Source organism: Bacillus sp. TH25 (assembly GCF_016650935.1).
Classification (GTDB): Bacteria; Bacillota; Bacilli; order Bacillales; family Bacillaceae_G; genus Bacillus_A; species Bacillus_A mycoides.
The window spans coordinates 1055057-1074526 of sequence record NZ_JAEKEU010000009.1; the positions used below are offsets into that span (position 1 = coordinate 1055057).

The 19470-nt window shown below is 36.4% G+C and carries 13 protein-coding genes and 4 pseudogenes; 1 reads left to right on the forward strand and 16 read right to left on the reverse strand.

What is annotated here, in order from left to right:
* Positions 1-73 precede the first annotated feature (73 nt).
* The 10 genes and pseudogenes from ltrA to JFT89_RS09860 all read right to left on the reverse strand — a co-directional run.
* Complete coding sequence (gene ltrA / locus JFT89_RS09815) at positions 74-1870, reverse strand: group II intron reverse transcriptase/maturase (RefSeq protein ID WP_201039868.1); 1797 nt, start codon at positions 1868-1870, stop codon at positions 74-76.
* 790 nt (positions 1871-2660) lie between these two features.
* Positions 2661-3794: pseudogene (locus JFT89_RS09820) on the reverse strand (lysozyme family protein); the annotation flags it as partial.
* Positions 3791-7825, reverse strand: coding sequence for a TrbL/VirB6 family protein (locus tag JFT89_RS09825; protein WP_201039869.1), 4035 nt, complete (start codon positions 7823-7825; stop codon positions 3791-3793). The pseudogene JFT89_RS09820 and the gene JFT89_RS09825, both read right to left, overlap by 4 nt.
* A gap of 30 nt (positions 7826-7855) precedes the next feature.
* Positions 7856-9955: a VirB4 family type IV secretion system protein gene (locus JFT89_RS09830; protein WP_201039870.1), complete on the reverse strand. Its 2100-nt coding sequence runs from the start codon at positions 9953-9955 to the stop codon at positions 7856-7858.
* A gap of 2 nt (positions 9956-9957) precedes the next feature.
* Entirely contained in the window at positions 9958-10872 is a 915-nt protein-coding gene (locus tag JFT89_RS09835) for a hypothetical protein (protein WP_201039871.1), read from the reverse strand.
* A complete protein-coding gene (locus JFT89_RS09840; RefSeq protein ID WP_002139686.1) occupies positions 10873-11223 on the reverse strand; it encodes a PrgI family protein in 351 nt (116 codons plus the stop codon).
* Positions 11224-11289: 66 nt separating this feature from the next.
* Complete coding sequence (locus JFT89_RS09845; protein WP_201039872.1) at positions 11290-11709, reverse strand: hypothetical protein; 420 nt, start codon at positions 11707-11709, stop codon at positions 11290-11292.
* Between the two features lie 306 nt (positions 11710-12015).
* On the reverse strand, positions 12016-12582 hold the full coding sequence (locus JFT89_RS09850) for a DUF2812 domain-containing protein (protein WP_016094988.1): 567 nt from the start codon (positions 12580-12582) through the stop codon (positions 12016-12018).
* Positions 12569-12886 carry a PadR family transcriptional regulator gene (locus tag JFT89_RS09855; protein WP_002069545.1) on the reverse strand — a complete coding sequence of 106 codons (318 nt, stop codon included), beginning with the start codon at positions 12884-12886 and terminating at the stop codon, positions 12569-12571. The genes JFT89_RS09850 and JFT89_RS09855 overlap by 14 nt, the downstream gene beginning before the upstream one ends.
* A 475-nt stretch (positions 12887-13361) precedes the next feature.
* Positions 13362-13823 (reverse strand): annotated as a pseudogene (locus tag JFT89_RS09860) (SDR family oxidoreductase); the annotation flags it as partial.
* 274 nt (positions 13824-14097) lie between these two features.
* On the opposite strand from JFT89_RS09860, the gene JFT89_RS09865 reads away from it, so the two are divergent.
* Positions 14098-14802: an alpha/beta hydrolase gene (locus tag JFT89_RS09865; protein ID WP_201039873.1), complete on the forward strand. Its 705-nt coding sequence runs from the start codon at positions 14098-14100 to the stop codon at positions 14800-14802.
* Between the two features lie 401 nt (positions 14803-15203).
* Here the strand turns inward: JFT89_RS09865 and JFT89_RS09870 are convergent, their stop codons facing one another.
* The 6 genes and pseudogenes from JFT89_RS09870 to JFT89_RS09890 form a co-directional block, all read right to left on the reverse strand.
* Positions 15204-15467, reverse strand: a complete 264-nt coding sequence (locus tag JFT89_RS09870) for a hypothetical protein (protein ID WP_002069539.1) — start codon at positions 15465-15467, stop codon at positions 15204-15206.
* Between the two features lie 47 nt (positions 15468-15514).
* Positions 15515-16423 carry an Rpn family recombination-promoting nuclease/putative transposase gene (locus tag JFT89_RS09875; protein WP_201039874.1) on the reverse strand — a complete coding sequence of 303 codons (909 nt, stop codon included), beginning with the start codon at positions 16421-16423 and terminating at the stop codon, positions 15515-15517.
* Between the two features lie 109 nt (positions 16424-16532).
* Entirely contained in the window at positions 16533-16694 is a 162-nt protein-coding gene (locus tag JFT89_RS09880; RefSeq protein WP_016094985.1) for a hypothetical protein, read from the reverse strand.
* A gap of 56 nt (positions 16695-16750) precedes the next feature.
* On the reverse strand, positions 16751-18064 hold the full coding sequence (locus JFT89_RS09885) for a DUF3854 domain-containing protein (protein WP_033707490.1): 1314 nt from the start codon (positions 18062-18064) through the stop codon (positions 16751-16753).
* A pseudogene (locus tag JFT89_RS30200) lies at positions 18054-18236 on the reverse strand (LPD1 domain-containing protein); the annotation flags it as partial. The gene JFT89_RS09885 and the pseudogene JFT89_RS30200, both read right to left, overlap by 11 nt.
* 123 nt (positions 18237-18359) lie before the next feature.
* A pseudogene (locus tag JFT89_RS09890) lies at positions 18360-18911 on the reverse strand (hypothetical protein).
* Positions 18912-19470 lie beyond the last annotated feature (559 nt).

Genomic DNA, 19470 nt, shown 5'->3' on the forward strand with positions numbered 1-19470 from the left:
GACATCATCTCCACCTTTTCCCCCACTTCACACCGTACGTGAGACTTTCACCTCATACGGCGCTCCATCTAATTCAATTGACCAACTTTTGTATTGAAGAAAAGATAGGATGTCGACGCGCTGATATTCTCAGCTTGTCAAACATCACTTTCTTATCTTCAATAATGTCGTACTTATTTAAGATTGATTTTGCCTTATCTGAATCATCGCTATGAATTGCTAAGTGTATGTCTTCTAGTACAATTACCAGATTCTCATAATTGTCCTGTCCCCCAAATTCCAACGGAATTTTATGATGACAGTGCCAACCTACTAATCCAACTTCTTGTTTCGTAATGGCACATTTTCCATACTGTGCAATAAACTTTGCAATTCTGTTATCGTTGTATTCTACTGTTCGATGCTTCATATAAAAACGCTGTACATGTCGGAGTGTCTCCCTATCTACGGCTTTTAGCGTATCATGTATTTTCTCTCTACCTTCTTTTGTATAATTTGAGATAGACTGAGTAAAATTTCTAGCCGGTTTGTGCTTCTGCGCATGGATAGGTAGTAATACGATGTCTTTGATTTTATACAATTTAGGATTGTATCGTTTATATCTTTTCCTTAATACAGTCGACATGTCACTCTTAGTGGCTTTTTTCCAATCTCGCCTCAGTCGATTATAGAGTGTTCTTATGAGATGGCAACTCATGTGATCTAGATCGTGATTTATATGTGTGGCGGCTGAATAATAATTTTGTATTCCCATTACAGTCGTGTTAAATCGCCATACTGATTCCGGTGTTTGTTCTCTGCTTATATCTTTAACAGCCTTTTTCAGCTTGCTATACGCATGTTTTCTGGATTTCACACACATTCTGCTATGAGCCACATGTTTGTTTCCTTTCTTATTTGCCTTAACTGTAAAGCCTAAAAAGTGACTCGCTTTTTTCCTCAAATTTATAATCTTTGATTTTTCAAGGCTAATATCCAGATGTAGGCGTGTTCTAAGAAAGTCTTTTGTTGCTTCAAACATTTTTAAAGCCGTTACATAATCACGACATAATATTTTTGCATCGTCTGCATATCGAATTAAGAAACATTCCTTTAATTTGCTTTTCTTTAGCGCTCGATATTTTTCACTATTTCCCTTATATGGATGTGAGGTCTTTATCGTTTCCCATTGGTTACTTACCCACCAATCTAATTCGTTGAGTACGATATTAGATAGAAGCGGACTTAGTATTCCTCCTTGCGGAGTACCTTTTTGAGGAACACCCTCATTTACAATTTCTGCTTTCAGTAGTCTTGAAATGATAGAAAGTAATTTCTTATCTCGTATACCTATCGTCCACAATTGCTTTAGAAGTTTTCCATGATGCACATTGTCAAAGAAACCTTTAATGTCTATATCCACACAGTAGTGAAATCCGTTTCCTTTTCTATTCACTAAAGATTTCATTCTCGCTAGTGCATGATGTGTACTTCGGTTAGGGCGAAAACCGTAACTATGGTTATGAAATTTCGCTTCACATATTGGTTCCAATATTTGCAATACACATTGCTGAAATAATCTGTCCCATATGGTTGGTATCCCTAAAGGTCTACGGTCTCCATTTGGTTTTGGTATAAATACGCGTCTTACAGATTGTGGTTCATACCAACCAAACATCGTTCTTACTTTTTCTATCACTTCATCCGTTGAAAGCATTTTAATATCATTAATTGTCATTCCATCTGTTCCAGCTGTCAGACTTCCCATATTTCTTTTTATATTTCGATATGCTAAACGTATGTTTTCATCCATCTTCATAAGCCCTATTAATTTATAAAAGTTGTTACCGTTTTGACTTTGCTGATACAAGTCATCTAGTGTAGACTGCATATCATAATATTCAGCGTGTCTAAACTTTTCAGTTTTCTTTATAAGTCGGATCTCCTTTCAGAGTTTACCTTTTTTAGTCTCACAAGAACCTTATAATTCGACTGCGTAGCTTTTTGAAACGGTTGGTCAATCTTTCATCAGACTAATGGCTATCCCTCTGCAATGTTTCCATTGCTTCACCGGTACTATGCCATCACTCTCACCACCATAAATGAAGGTTATACGTTTGCTAATCTCACAAACACCTTCCCTTCAAACACTTCCTCGAAGATAAGTTCTCCATGTTGGTGGCTTTCCACGTTCCATTATTTCTATCTATGCATAACACTTTTAGGGTTCTCCTTTAAGCCTACTGACTTGATGTCGCCTATAACGACATATGGACTTTCATAACAACTATTTTTACTTATCCACATCAGCACCACGCTCGTGGCACACACATTTCTATGTGTCATCGTTCTAGACCCGTACATTCGAAGATTCGTCAGATTCTGCCTACCCGTTGGTTTTGTTGAATCCATTCTACCCATGAGTGCTTTTTAGACTCCCGGCCTATAGGCTACACCATCCACCGCTGGACAGTTTTCGTAGTATCGAGATACTTTAACGGTAGCTCTCAGCCGACTTCACCGAGCTTCACACAACTACAGGCTTATCTTTTGTATGCTGCATGTCGGAGTATCAGAGGAAGCCCTTCAAGGCGTTACCCTATCATTTGACTTCTCGAAATAATAGTTCTGCTGAATATTGAATCAGCGCCTAACCTTTTCAGTTAGGAACGTGTCGCACAGTTGTAAGACTGCAAAGCGAGAGCAATGTCACCATTCGCCTTTCCTAGTACATCTTTAAATTCCCGTACACCTGCTTCTATAGAAATATTGGGATCTTTAATACACCCTACACGAGCATTTCCCTTTACACCTATACAAGATGAGCTCATGTCCCCATATTGCCCCTCTGAAGCCTGCATCGGGTCATTTCCTGCTCCAGCTGATTCCTGCATCATTTGAGCTGCCAGAATACCAACATATTGAGCAACACCATGTTTTTCTGCCATCTCTTTAATTTTTGGAAGATAACCTGTTACTTTTTCATTGATATTAACAGGCTCTCCGCCAGGACTAACAGCACCTACGCACATGCCCCCGATAAATCCACCAGTTGGGGCTAGATGTCCATACATTCCCTCTAACATCCCTGCAGCTAATATCTCACGTGCACGATCTTTTTGACTCTCACTAAATTTTGCAAGTTCCATCGCTTTCTCTAGCCCATGAGAAGAGGTTGTCACCTTTTTACTACCACTAGCATTAATCTCATCTATTTTTTTCTTAAAATCTGTATCTCCTAAAATCTTTTTTACATCTGGTCCGGAGTAACTCTCAGATTTTGTTTTTTGCATCTCCTTTTTCTTTTTTTCACAAGGACCGTTTGGTCCTGCCTCACATACCTCTTTTTCCGTATATTCTTCATATTGGATATCCAAAAAATATGAAATCGCATCATGTGGATCTTTACCGGTGAGGTCATTATCATAACGCGCCATGTCAAAAGCGACAACCTCTTTCCAATCCACATTTAAAGCCATCGCTACTTCCATATACTTTTTCACTTGTTCTTCTGTTTTACTTTCATCTTTTGTAAACGGTACAAGAGATGCTAAAATGACACACACCACAATAATCAGCGACATAATGATAGCTGCAGGTAATCCAACCGCGGCTAATATTGACCCTACAATTTTAAGCGTTGCCTTTTTTAGCAGTTTGGCAGCAGCTTTCGCTGCCGCCCTTCCTGCTTTTCCTGCCAATTTTGCCATTTTCCCGCCAGCTTGCATCCCTTTTTTCTTGATAAAGTGAGACGCTACATCTTTTAAGGGATTGCTTTTTTTCTGTTCATTTGGATCGTTTGGGTTCTGACTCATAGACTTGTCACACCATACTTTCCATACTCATCATTTCGTCTTTTTCGCTGTGCTAAACGCGGGTTTGGTGCAAATGGAATCAGATTTTGCGGGTCATGTTCTGATAAATTCAGTTGTGTCTCTGCACGTACTACTTCGTCCTGTGTATGTGTAACCAAAATTTCTTCTTTTGGTTTAATACTGCTATCTGTTACTTCACAGATTCTTTCAATTCTTTGGTTTGTTTGTAAACGTGTATCTCCTTTTCCGAATGGTGAGATACGTGAAACTGTACCTTCTGTTGTGGTAGCCACCATATAACTACGGTCTCTTTCTACGACCATTTGTACATTCTTATATCCACCTTGATCTAAGTCAGACATATAGAAGTGGCCATTGTCTACCTTATGACTCACAGTAAGTGGTGGTTCACTTATCACTGGTTTCTGTTGTATTGGTCTTGGATTTTGATTTCCTACCAATTGATTTGGATTAGTATTAATCGAGCGATTTATACTAATTTTCCCACCACTTGAATCTTGTATATATGCTGGGGAGGCTTTCATACCATTTCGATACTGCGTCAGCTGTCCATCTGCAATATTTAAATCTTGATATACCATTTGTCCAGAACGAATACTACTATCTCCACTACCATAACGAGATACAACTTGTGTCATTCCACTGGAATCTTTTGCTTCAATCCATGACTTGTTATTCGTCGTAACTAAACGTACAGCCCCTTTGGCAACAGATTGCGTTCCTGTATGGTCTGTTGTTGTTGGTACCATTCTCTGAATCTCTTGAATTTCTTTTGCTTCAGTTTGAACTGCTTTATTGTACGGGTTATATTTACTTACCGTACGTGCAGCTGCTTGGTAAGCACCTGCGCCACCAATCACACCAGCAGCATAGCTTAATCCTTTTGTGACATTGTAATGGCGTTCCGCTGCGTTACCTCCTAATGAAGTATGAACAGCGGCTGCACTTCCACTTATCGCTTTTTGTACTGCATTTCCACCAGCTTGCTGAACAGTATCTGACGCATTAAAGTATGCTTTTGATACGTTTTCTAATCCCTGTATATGCGCAAGGTGTTTGGCACCTTCCATCATACTTATACCTACCATCTTACTTTGCTGTGTCATACGTCCCACAGCTGAAGTGGGGATAGACATTTTGCCAGCACTTTGTGCAATACTTGCTACACCTGCAGACGCATCTGCATACGAACGTTGAATTTCAGAAACGGAAAGATTTCCTGCACTCGCCATACTCGCTTGCGTTTGTGTAGCTGCATACACAGCTTTATTGATTGCACCACCTGCAGCAACACCGTGTGATCTAACTCCTTGAATAAAACTTGTAATCCCAGAGCTTACTTGTTGGCTCACTGTCCCAAGGGTTGCATGACTCTGTAAACCTTTCGTTAATTGCGAAGCAAAAGCATCCTTATTGATATACGACTGGGCATGTAGACTCTTACCACTCGTATCTTTTGCTTGTACTGGCATCGCTCCAGTTTGTACTGCTGCTTGCTGAGCGACTGTTTTAAATTCATTTCCTTTTTCATTCAAGTGTGCCTGCCACGTTTCTATTTTTTGCTTTGGAGACATAGTTGGAGACAAGTTTTTCATAAAGTTTGCCTTGTTCTCCGCTGCATATCCTTGTTTAAAGGATTCCGTAGAAGCTTGTACCAGGTTCCCAACATTACTTACTTGTTTGGCATTCTGGCTTCCATATCCACTTGTCAAACCATGTGTTTTCACGCCATTGACTGCCTTTTGAATGCCCGCAGTACTGGATACACCCATTGCATTTAAGTTTGGATTTTTTTGTAACTGTTGTGATAAATGAGAAGCGAATGCTTCCTTATTCGCAAATTTCGTTCCATCTTTTTGCTGAACAATACCTGCTTGCTCCGCAGCTTTTTGGGCATGATTTTCGAACCCTTGTACTTTGTGGCCTACATGTTTGTTCCATGCCGCTTCTTTTTCTTGTTGTGGTAAATCCGCAGGCAATTGCTTCATAAATCCAGCCTTATGATCTGCACTATATGCTTTCTTAAACGCAGCGGTTGAAGCACCTACAAGAGCACCAACCTGTCCCATGTTTTGATGGCCACTCTCTAACGTTTCTCCTTTTACACCCTCAACTGCTTTTCCGACTTTTCCTAATGCAAGTTGAGAAGCAAAAGCATCTTTATTCACATAGGACTTATCAAACAAGTTATTTCCTTGCTTATCTTTTGCATCAACTGGCATTGCTCCAGCTTTTGTTGCCGCCTGTTCTGCATGATTTCTAAATCCTTGTACTTTTGAGTTCAGATGGTCATTCCATTTTTTCTCTTTCTCTTCAACTGGCATACCTTCTGGCAGTTGACTCATAAACGTATCTTTATGGTCTGCCTCATATCCTTTTTGGAATGCATTTGTTGCTGCATTTACTAGATCTCTAGCGTTTCCATATGGTGTAGCGTTTTTCTTCATACTTTGTAAATCTTGGTTACGCTGATTTTTGAAATGAGACATTTGATCACTATTGGTTTTCGCTAATTTCTTAGCAATTTCTGCATCGGAAGCACCAGGAAATGCTTGTTTTAATCGACTCGTAACTGCTGAATCAGGATTATCCGCTTTCCAAGATTCAAAATCTTTTGTAGCTAAATCCTGTGCAATATCTTCATCGGTTAATTCTGGATAGGATTCTCCATTTAAATTTGAATACGTGTCCGCACCCTTCTTCACACTTGAACCAATATGTTTCCCTAACGCTACAGCTCCTTCGCCGACTGTAGCAGCAGTTCTACCAACCACTGCACCAGTAATTCCACCCGCTTTACTACCAACCATTGTCCCTATTGCCATTCCTTCTGGTCCAAGCCCAGCTCCTGCGGCCATACCCGCAAGTCCCGTTGCCGCTTTACCAATTGAACTTCCAATTTGCCCTGCTTTTAACATACGAGCTGCACGAGATGTTGTACCAATATCTGTTCCTAAATTCGCTCCCAATGCATTTTTGGGATTGTCAGCATCTTCTTTTGTCTCTTCTTTATTCCCTTTATCATTAGGTTTCGCTTTCGAATTACGGTAGTCGTCACGAACACCTTTAACCAGCCCAGCCACACTTGCTAAGGCACCCATCCCCATCATCGTACCCGCTTTATGAATACCACCTGATGCATTGGTGCTAAGACCAATAAAACTTTTCACAATCTCACCTATTGGGATAAACATAGCAAGTAACATTAATTTGAGTAACGGACTATTTGCTGCTCCAATTAAAGAAATAATGAGCCATAAGGTAATCGCATGAATCGCTTGTATGAACACTGCCCCCATAAATTCACGTATCCAATATAATGTCTGTTGTTTCTTTTGTGGGAATAGCCACATACCTACCATTAAAGGACCCATTAACATTAAGACATATAGTGACACCGCACGCATTAAATAGTAAAAGTTTGCCCAGACGATGAGACCAGCTTCTATAAACAAACCAAATATAATAAACATATAGTCCTTTTCATGACCCTTCAGACTCAGCTCAGTAATTGTAAGTCCAGCCCCACCAAATCCAGGCTGTAGAAATTCAGTACCCTTATCCGGGTCAAAATTCCCACCACTTACTCCATTGATAGCGTCTCTGAACTCTACTATTACCCACGAATTGATATCAAATATAAGAGTATAGAAGTAATCCAAATGCCAAAGACAAATCGAGATAATCATTAAATCTTTCGCATACTCTATTAATGCCGTTCGATTATTCGGATTAATAGCTGTCGCTGAATATTTTGCAGCCGTAATCACTACACTGATGAGGACACAAAAAGCAACAAACTTAAACATGACAGGCATACCTGTGTCTAATACTTTGGTTAGAGAATCTCCCGAAAATAAGAAATCTAAATTTGTCCCTTTTCCTTCTGTCCCATTTCCCCCAAACACTAAGACTGGAAGAGGATCCAAAGTCGCATAAACCGGACCAAGAAAAGCCTTCACTAAAACAATAATTAGGCCTCCGACCCACTCTACTATTTTCTCTAGCATAATTTCACCTTCCTTTTCAAAGGTACGCTATTACCCTGCGTACCCTTGTACTTTCTTCATGTTATTTAAAAGCTCTTGTAGTACTGCTTCATTCGATTCAATGAACATCATTTCTTTGTCTGATGGATCTGTTTGAATCCAAACCGAGCTATCCCCTACACGGAAGATTCCTTCTCCTTTTCCTGGGTTGTTGAGAATAATATCAAGCTCCCCAGCAGTTAAGTTAAAGTTCTCTTGGATCTTTTTCTTATCAATCTTATTTTGTTCTAAGAAGAAATAAGAGAAAGTGGATTGCAAGATACCGCGCGCTTTTACATTTTCTAAAATACGAACAAAGTCCTGACTTGCCCAACACATGCCGGCATTTCTTTTACGTGAACGACGTGCTACTTTTTCTAAGAAGTTAACCGTCTGTTCATAATCGATAAACTGCCACATTTCATCCACATATAATACTTTTCTCTTAATAGCGTGTTCAGGACTCTTAATCCAATGCTCCCAGATATAGTTCAGGATAACGTGGAAGGCGATTGGTTTTAAGAATCCTTCTTCTAAATGACTAATATTAAAGTTGACAACACGTGATTCATTTAACTGTGTTTCCACACCACGACCAAAATGACTTTGTCCATCAAATAATGGTTTTGAACCATCACGTAAGAACGGACGAATCGCGGCAATTAACTCTTCTGCTTTCACATCGTCCCCATGATGTTCTACTATTACATCGTAGATTTCTTTTAACTCTGGCTCAGGCTTTCTCACTTGAGACTGAATTAATTGTCCATCCACCTTTTTCACTTCATCTGCATATAAAGATGAAGGGTGGGAAGTAATGCCATGTTTATCAAACACTTCACGAATCGCATCTTCCAGCATCGTACGCTGGAATACATTTAATCCTGGTTGATCAAAATCTTGTCCACGAATAATAATGTCAAAGAATCCTAGTATTTCATTAATTTTCTCTAAAATTGGTACGAATCTTACATACTTCACGCCATCACGTTCTATGAGTTCTTTCTTATCATATTGTTCAAGTGCTTCTAGTTCTTCATCTTTATCTGTAATCTGAAGTTCTGTTACCGCGATTGCACAAGGGTTAATAATGATATTACTTTCTGGTGAAATATTTAAGTTAATACCGCCTAGACGTTTTGTAATTTTTACGAATTCTCCCTCTGGATCGATAATCATTGCATGTGTATCTGCAAGTGACGTTTCACGAGCTAATTTCATTTTTAAAAGTAAACTTTTTCCCGAACCCGAAATCCCGGTCACACCAATGTTATAGTTTGGCGGACGATAATCTGCATTCCCGAACGAATTCAAAAATTCTACTTGCCCAGTAATTTTATTCTTTCCTATTGGTATACCACCATTAAATCTCCCGGATCCTGATACAAACGGTGCAAACGTACATAACGCACGTCTATCGATATTTCGATATGTATCTTGCAGCGTATTCGGTGCCCCTAGTGGCATAACCGCTTTTAAACCACTCTTCACACGATTCCAAGTACTTGCTATCTTAAAGTGTGATGCTTGCATTTCATCCTCAAGATACTCACATAAAACGTCTAATTCTTTCTTTGATTCTGCATATGCAACAGCCATCGTGCTCACCATATAGGAGTCATTCTCATTAAATTGAATTTCATCCATTAAATTGTTTGTATCTTGAATTTTTGCATCTAAGTCTTTTTCTTGGTCAATGTTTCCTCTTGTGCGTTGGAAAGAAAGGTTCGAACGTAACATCGTTAGCTGCATATCTAACGATCGCATCGCTTTCGCTTTTGGCTCTTTATGAATATCAATCATGACATCGACTTCCCCAGCTGAAGTTAACATGTTCAACCAATTGGTTTGCATCATACGAGGGTATCCATCACGTGGAATATAAAACGGACGGAAGAAGGTATTACTTCCTAAAGACTGTTTAATCACCCCATAGTCTTCTGCATCAATTTTCATGCCTTCTGGGGCAATGACATCAAACACGGTTGTTTGATTATCTAATTGAGTGGGTACCTCTTCTTGCTCCTGCTCTTCCTCCTCTAGTTCCAATTCATCCTTCTCTTCTGCTTCTAATTTCTTTTTTTCTTTTTTCTTCTTTCCAAACAACTTCATATTTACGCCACCCCATTATTTGATTTTTCAGCTTTTTCTTCTGCTAGAACTTTCTTTATTAACTCTAGTTTTCTCTCATTTGTTTCACCTGTTGAATACAGAGAGAAGTTTTCATTTTCAATTAAATCTTGGAAACGCGCTTTCACAGCTTTACGGCGATTAAACGCTACGTATAAGAGTTCTATCAATTTATCTTTCGTTAACATTTCTACATTAATTTTTGCTTTTGATAATAAATTTCGCGAAGCATTATAACGACGATATAATTCGTTAAACGCTTTATCTACAATCTTTTCTTCCAATTCTTCCTCTGTATCAGCTGTAATCGTACTAATATCCACCTTGTATGGGTAAATTAAATAACGTTTTTGCTCATATCGGGGCTGCGAACGTTGCCAGTACTCTAAGTTATCGATAACTTCTTGACCATATAGTATTGTCTCTGGTGTAAGGTCCTTCGCACCTTTCATCGTTTCTGTCATTTTTCGTACAGGATCTGTTAAATCTACAAATTTACTTTGTATATATACTTTTGTATTAAACTCTAATGTTGTTAACCATGATTCAATTTTGATATCAATTGCTTCTTGTTCCATGTTGGAAAGTAAGTAATAGTTTACTGGATGTGCTTCCGCGATTAGGACAAATGTGTCATCATGATATCGAATCATATGATTGTCAATTTCCTTAATGTCTTCTACAAAAGCGCTAAAGAAATCAACATTATCCTCATCAACTTCTGATTTAGGAGGCATATTCTTTTTATTTTTCTTTCCGCCGTTTTCAGCAATGTGTTTCTCTATCCCACTCTGGTTTTTCCCCTTTTTTTTAGACCCAAACAGCGGTTTCCCGTTCATTTTCCGATAAAAGAAAAATCCTACAATGGCTATCGCCGCAAAATATATCATTTCTAACATCTATAACGTCTCCTTTACCCATGTAGTTGGCTCGTACCCTTTTCTCCACTTGCCTTTTTCAGAACGGCTACGCATTTTGATAAGGAAAAACTTATCTAGATACATGTGTTGTTTCTCTTTATAAATAAAAGCAAAAGCTATTACACCTACTACCGTTGGTATTGCTAAAATTAAGCAAATAAAAAATGCTACTACCGAATTAAAAGGTGCAAATAGCCGCCATAAGAATGGTACATATAAATAAAGGGATGCTCCGCCACCTAATAGATAAATCAATTGGCGTTTGCTCAGCACACCTAATAGTGTTTTTTGTTCCGAAGTCATATCAACAGGAACGGTTACTTTTCTCATTCTGCTTCCTCCCTTGTATAAGAGAAGCTCTCCCCAAATAGAGGAGAGCTTTTACAAACTCTTATGTTAGATTTTTGTAACCCAAGCAGCGATGTCGTATGCTTTGATCATGACAAAGCCTCCAATTGCCGCACAAGCTAAACCAACCATGGCTTGTGTACGGTTTTCAGGGTTCTTCCCTTGTGCACCAGAAAGTTTAATACTTGCGAATACAACACAAGCAACTACCCAAATACCACCAAAACCAATTAGTGTTGTTACAAGGGTATTCATGCTTTTTTGTACAGTTTCAGCACTCGTACCACTGGTGTGCCCAGTAAGACCCTTCTCAAAACTACTTTTTGCCAGTAGAAAATCTCCTACCGATGTTGTCATAAGTTTTGCAGACAAATAATTCAACATAATTCCTGCACCTCCGGGTGTTTTTGTTCGCAAAACGCAAAAAGACCCCAATACACGCACACGTCCCCTAAGGACATGGCGCATATTGAGGTCTTCTCTTATATGCGAACTGATTAATTTTTTATTTTATTGTTAAATCCTATTACGTTTATATTATAGCAATGCGATTTTTAAAACACAAGACTTTCTTTACATATTTAACAAAAATAAAAGCAAGATAGACATTTCTTCTAAGCAGAGATAATAAAGTTGTTTAATTTATTATCAAGACCTAAATTTTAAAAAGTCATAAAAAATAAAGGGCGATACATATTAGTCATGACTAATATGTATCGCCCTTTGACTTCATGTTCAACAATCGCGCCCGATTCTGGAAGATTTCAAAAACGTTTATTTTTCTTTTAACATTGAATACTTTCGATAAACTTTATAGAAAATGCTAGCCAAAAAAACAAACAGAAGTGTGGGAGACAACTTCACAAGGACAAATGGAGTTTCAAATAAAAATGCCTTCCAAAATAATGAATCTTTCATACTCCAAAGACCTTCATGATATAATCCCGAATCCTTGTAAAACATATAAGAATAAGCTAAACACAGCGTACCAAACCAAAATGAATAACCCATTAATCTTTTATAATAATTATCCTTTGATTGGCGATCCGAGAAGATTTCATTTTGATCATCATTTTCTTTTTGCCAATATCGTATTCCACTAAGCCGGGGCCCCTTTATATAGTTCCAACCGAAATCCTTATATATCCCTTTGTATTCAACCAACTTTTTCTTAGGTAAATAATCTTGATAATCAAGTCGCATAACATATCTCTTGTCAGTTTTTTCGAAAGTGTATATTCCTAATCCACTAATATTTGTACAACGATAGCCCTTTTGTAATTGCTCGTTCAGCCATTGCTCCTCTTTTTCAATATCAAAAAACATCTTAAATTTTTTCATTGGATTCACTTCTTTCGTACAGAGATAAAATATGTAATAACCTGTTTTGTTCCATTTTCAAAATGGCGCTTCCTTCTGCAGTTATCATATAAACTTTTCTTCGACCTAACTCTCCAACAGGTTCAATCCAACCATGCTTATTCAAGTTTTCAATTGCACCGTATAATGTACCAGCTGCTAAAATAACAGTACCTTTACTTATCTTTTCTATCTTCTGCATTACGGCATAGCCATGGAGTGGCTCACGCATAGCTAATAAAATATAATGCATTGTTTCAGACAACGGTAATAATTTATGTTTCATATCCTCACCCTTTATTCAGTTCGACTATATAGTTCAACTTAATAACAACTTAATACAGTTCAACTTAATAGTCAACAACATTTCCGAAATTTGTCAAAGGAACTTAAAGTAAATAGCTTGATAACAAGGGGGAAATCTATCTAAAAAGACACTTTCCTTACGTAAGGGAAAGCGACTTTTTGTGTAGTCTTATTCAATTAAATGGCCCGTTTGTGGAACAAATAGGAAACGGAGTGCTCTTAGTGTCTCATTAAAAAAATGTTTTAGACTATAGAAAAAAGTATTAGACTGTAAAAAAATAGTTGTAGACTGAAAAGGTGTTTTCTGTACATGAAAGCACTTTTCACTAACATAAAACCAAAGTATCGAAAAACATTTAAAAGTCCCTTCATTTTCTTCTGAAGGGACTTTCCATTCACATAATCAGTGTTATCAGTAGTTAAGTATCTGAACTTTAAGGAATTCAACTGATTAATTAGACTTTTGTTTCAAACATCGCTGGAATATTAATTTCTTTTACACAAGAAGCCTTAGAAAGATTAATTACACATCTAACCAATAAAACAATATCTTGGAGTGGAATTTGTGTGCCATTATAAGTCGATATAACTTTTTCTATACCGTCTTCATAAGGAATTTGTGTAGCTATTTCACCTGGATTGATACATGTTACACCTATGCCGTACTTCTTTAGATGCTCCCGTAAAGAATTGCCGATACCGCGCAATCCAAACTTTGAAGCCACAAATGAAACTTGCGTAAAATCAGTATTTTCTAGACCAGCTGTTGAACCTATCAGCAAAATTTTCCCATTTTCTGATTTTTTTAGATTAGGCAACAATCTTTGTATACAAGTAATTGTGGAGATTACATTAACATTGATAATTTCTGCAATTTCCTGGGGATCATCTTTCTCAAAATTATAATCATCTCTAAATTAAAAAATAATATAATTGTTTAAAAATCCTTCTTCCACTAACGGAGTAGATTAGCTCAATAAGGAATCACAATAAGAATTTGTAGCTTCTGAAGAAATGGAAAAAAGAAAGGTTTTAAATACAAAGTAGACTCTGTTATACAGGGGTAGAGAGATATTATAATTCATTTGTGATAAATTAGGAATAGTTTGATTTGTTTAAAACTGAGTAGAGGATTATAAAGTGTGTGCGGTTTTTTACCAAGTCCTATATGTCTTATCCTTTGGAGGAAATATGCTTAAAGAAAATTTTAAAATTAGTAATATTCCCACGATTTTACGGGGAGATAAGAGTGAAAAAATTTTTATTGCAGTACATGGAAGTATGTCAAATAAGGAAGATGCAGTTATTGAAATATTAGCTGAAGAAGCCAATCAAAAAGGTTATCAAGTATTAAGCTTTGATTTACCTGAACATGGAGAAAGAAAAAATGATAATACTCCTTGCAAAGTACAGTTTTGTGTTAGTGAATTATCTATAGTTATGAATTACGCAAAAGAACATTGGAAAGAAGTAAGCGTGTTTGCATGTAGTATGGGCGCTTATTTTAGCCTTTTAGCCTATCAAAATGATGTGTTAGAAAAGGCATTATTTTTATCACCAGTAGTTAATATGGAACGAATTATCGAAAATATGATGAAATGGTTTAATGTAACACCAGAGCTTTTGCAAAAAGAAATGACTATAGAAACACCTGTTGGTCAAAAGTTATATTGGGATTATTTATGCTATGTAAAAGAACATCCTATTAATACATGGAATACAGATACATATATTATGTATGGAGCCAAGGATGACCTGTGCGAATTTGAAACTATTAACTATTTTACAAAAAAACATCGTTGTGAATTAGAAGTCATAGAAACAGGTGAACATTACTTTCATACTGAAGAACAGTTAAAGATATTTGAACAGTGGTTACACAAACATATCGATTAACAAATTACAATTTATCTTGGGTGAATATATAAACTGATATTATATTTGAGAGACATTATAAATGTGATTCACTTAAACAAACAGGTGCTTTAGTTCAATAAGAATTAAACAACTTTATTAATGATTTTTGAGTACAAATACCTTTAAATATATAGAAATTAAACAACTTTAAAGAGCCTTACCACACACTAGATTGTAGCAATGCTCTTATATTTTCATAACAAAATTAAACAACTATATTATCGATTTACATCTTCTGCCATCTTGCTTTTATTTTTGCTTATTGTCTTTGTTTGGATCGTATACAAGAAATATACTTTTGATTTATGAGAAAAGAACATAAAAAAACAGGTAATTGTGTGTATGTCACAATCACCTGTTTTTTTACTTATATCTACTCTTTATTTTTGTAAAATCTCATTAACCTCTTCTATACTAATTCCAGCAGCTTCCGCAGCATTTTCTGTAGATATTCCTACTTTAATCATGTTTTTGACTAGTTGTTTTTTAACTCTTTCCTTTGCTTTTTCTTCTGCTGTTTCTATTTCAGATATTCTATCTTTAATCGCCTTTTCTTTTGCCTCATAGTAACGCAGAAAACCCTTATTATTTCTTAAACGTTCCCAATCTTCTATTTCTTGTTTGAAAATAGATTCTTTTTCCATTACAATCTCCCTGAAATTTTTGTTACCTTCTCATGTTCCTCACAATACTACTTACTTTTTAAAATTTCATTAACCTCTTCCACACTTAAATCAGCAGCTTTCGCAATTTGTTCTATAGGCAACCCCATTTTAATCAAATTGTGAATTATCTCTATCTTAGTTGCAATTCTAGTCTCTTCTTCGGCTTTTTTTGCAGCTTTTTCTTCTGCCGTTTCTATTTCAGATACTCTGTCTTTTATCGCCTTTTCTCTAGCCTCATATAAGCGTAAAAAATCCTTATCTCTACTTAGACGCTCCCAATCCTCTATTGCTTTTTTCAAAACTGGATCTTTTTCCATTGCGATTCCCTCCAGGATTGTTGTTAATTTCTCATTTTCATATGCAGGAAATAATAATAACCAACGTGCTAGTATATCCTCCCATGGATCCACTCGTTCTTCTTTCCATTCTTGCATTACTTTCGGAATTTCAAGAAAGTGCAACTGCATATTTTCAGTAATGATACGCTTGGATTTTCTGTTCATCACCGTATTAATATTATGAAAGTCTTTCTCTTCTGGAAACAGAATGAAATCTACTATATTAATACAGATTGTTGGTCTTAATTCCGTGTACTTCATTCCTTGAGTCATTTGAGAATAATACATACCTGACCAATAAAATAAAGAACGTTCTATCATGTCTTTCTTGTCTCGAACTTGAATCTCTATATTAATTTTTATACCATTATTTAGCGTAGCTCGCAAATCTAAAATAGACAATTTATCGTCCTTTTGCTCTCTTGGAAGATGCGGATCATCAAAATGTAAAGAAGTGATTTCTTCATCTATAGATGATTGTAATACCGCATTTAGAAAACCAATTAATATGTCTTCGTTTCCTTCTACTCCAAACAAACGCTTAAAAGCAAAGTCAATTCGTAAATTCACTAAATTCTTTTTTACATATACACTCATATTTTCCCTCTACCTTTCTACTTTTAAACATTTTATTTAAAGGCATAAAAAAAGATAGAATTACAATTCTATCTTTTTCCCCTTCTATTCACCTCACCAAATATGGCTACTAGTTGTTTAATATATATGAAATATCCTCTTCACACATATTTGTCGCATTTGCAATTGTCGTAATAGAAACTCCTTCACTATAAAATCTATGAATTAGTTCCCTTCTTTCTTGTTCTCTAGCTTTTTTGTCTACGTCCATTAATTGTTGCATAAGATTCATCTACTTAATACACACCTTTCTTTTATAAAATCCCCTAGCTGAAATTTTACGATTTATTATATCGTGCGGAAAACTGGCTTGAAAGATGCTTGCATAGCATCATCCAGTCCTTTCCCTTGCGTTGGGTTCCATGCAGCAATAATTACGTTATAGCCCTCTTTCTTTAACTCTGTCGCAAAAGCAATTAAGGCAGCTCTTACTTTCTCATTCTCAACCAAGTCGGCATCAAATGCTAAATACACATTCTCTACACCCATATCTTTTAATACTGGCATAGCAATCCTCCAAGCATTTACACCAGGAATCGCAAGAACTGTTGTCCCTACTTCAGAAAGTTCCTCTTGATTAAATCTCTTTGGAATCAAATCAGCAATCAAATCAGCTTTCATGGGGCCCTCTGTGATCATTACTGATTTCGTTTGATGTAAGGCACCAGAATTCCAGTGTTTTAAATGAGAGCTTGGTACCGCTACATGTACAGGAAGTGGATGTTCACTACCACCTGCACCAGTTCCTTGAATTTTGTTTGCTGATGAGAGCCATAAATATTTTTGCCCTTTATGAATCTTTACAACAATTCGTTCCTCATGAAATGGAATCTCTACCTTTTTGCTCACTTCTAGTTCGCCTTCAAAGATACAATCACCATTTTTAGTTATCTTTACAACATTAGGCTGTTCGATTAATTCCGCTTGAACTCCAGTAGGTGCCGATTTTACATGAACGGAGTTTTTCACTTCATCCACACGAACTTGCCATCCAACAATTTGATTGTACTGGTTTCGAAAAGGAATCATTATACCAGGAGAACCTGACATCAAACGAAGAGAAAGTTGACCTTTCTTCATCTCATAAAATCCCGGAATTCCCTGCCAGCAATTTTTATTCCCAATCTGTTTAAATAGCTTTTCCCAAACTGTCGTATATGTATTATCCTCTTCTAACTCAATTTGTTGTTTTAAGAAAGAACGATATTGACGTACTTGTATTTGTTCTTCAGTCATTTTTCTATCTCGTAATAAATGTATATAATGATGCTCTTGTAATGGTATGAAATCCATTAACTTACGATTAAACACATTTAATTCCTCATTGCTTTTCTTATCATGAACCTGAACTTCCTCCACTTCAGGCAATTGATACTTATCTTTTCCATTTATGTAATGAATGTAGCTTGGATTGCTCGTATTTTTCCCATAGACCCATTTGCTTTCTACACGGGTACATGCTACTTTCTCTTGCGAAACATGCAGCATACAATTGCCTGTATCATGACAAATTGGACAAGGAACACGATAAAACTCCCACCAGCTACCTCTTGGATACGCACTTGTTAAACGAAATTGACCTCTTTGAATGTTATAATTCACGTCTCCCAACTCCTTGTATACTGTTTATTATATATGTAACTATCACTTCCACTAAACTCTTTATACTTCTATTTAGATATTACCCTTGTACTTCTAACGTTTATACAAAAGAATATGTATCGCAAACTAAATAATCGCTTCTATGTTCTTGATCTAACAAAGTCGATTTCACACATCTCAAATCTTAAACTCTCCCCAATAAAATAAAAGGACAGAAATTCATAGTCATTTTTCACTACGGATTTCTGTCATTCCCTCTGTCTGTACACTTTCATATGGTTCTGTAAATCACTCATTACGATACACTAACACCCGTTAAAGAGAATAAGTCCTCTTTTGTCGGATTAAGTGCTTGCAACTAACTATCTACCTGTAGGAAGTTTACTTTTCTTAATTGTTCTCCCTTCTCCGCACGCTTTGCCACTTCTAATCCTCCATGATGATGAACAAGAATTGTAAGATCATCTTTCTTGAAAATACAATCTTCATCTGAAAACTTTACATGATGGCTTCGTAAAATCGGCTTCCACTTCTTAAGTGAATACCCTTCTACATCTAAAAAACCACGGATTGCAGTAAAGCGAAAACTTGTCCCTCTAAAACATCTTTCCAACAAAAAAAGGAACTCTCGTACACATCCATTAAAATGAACATGATACAAATAGATTTCCCCTGCTTGTTTTGCTACTTGCTGTGACAAGTTTGATGGTTTAATTGAAAACTGATAACAATCCCGTTCCCAAAAAGCTCCTCCTTTTGTAACTCTCAATCGCAGTGCTCGTAAACTCGGAATAAAATCATCCAGATGTGCAGAACAAAATATAGATACTTCAAAACTCGTATTCATTATAAATCCCCCTAAATAATAATTTTGCCCACTGTGATAATGGGTTTTACCAATCAAACAGACTTGAAAACAACACAAAAAGGGCTTCTTCAAGTCGATTAATAATGTGCATAGCAAAATAAGCTATATATACACTAATCGGCTCAAAGAAGCCCTTTCAAAATTGAAACAAGACGCAACTTGCTTCTACAACTCAACCACAACACATAAGGTGTGGGAATAAACGGAATCAATTAAACAATAAATATAGTTTTATAATAATAAATTCATACCAGTATTTCAACAATTTTATGCCTCTTTAAATATTCTGATTATTACTTTTATTTTTATTGAAAATAATGTATAATAAAAGTATCCTACGCGAGATATTGAGTCGTATCTCATTCGTCATTCAAAAAAGGCCTGTATATAAAAATAAGGCCTTTTTTATTTATGTAAAAAATATAAATAACAAGAGCTCAATGTAGCTTTGAAATAAAGTCTTACCGCAGTCAACGAAAGTACGGTCTAGATGCAGAGTACTGATAAAAAGTGAAATAATCAAAAAATTACTAACAGA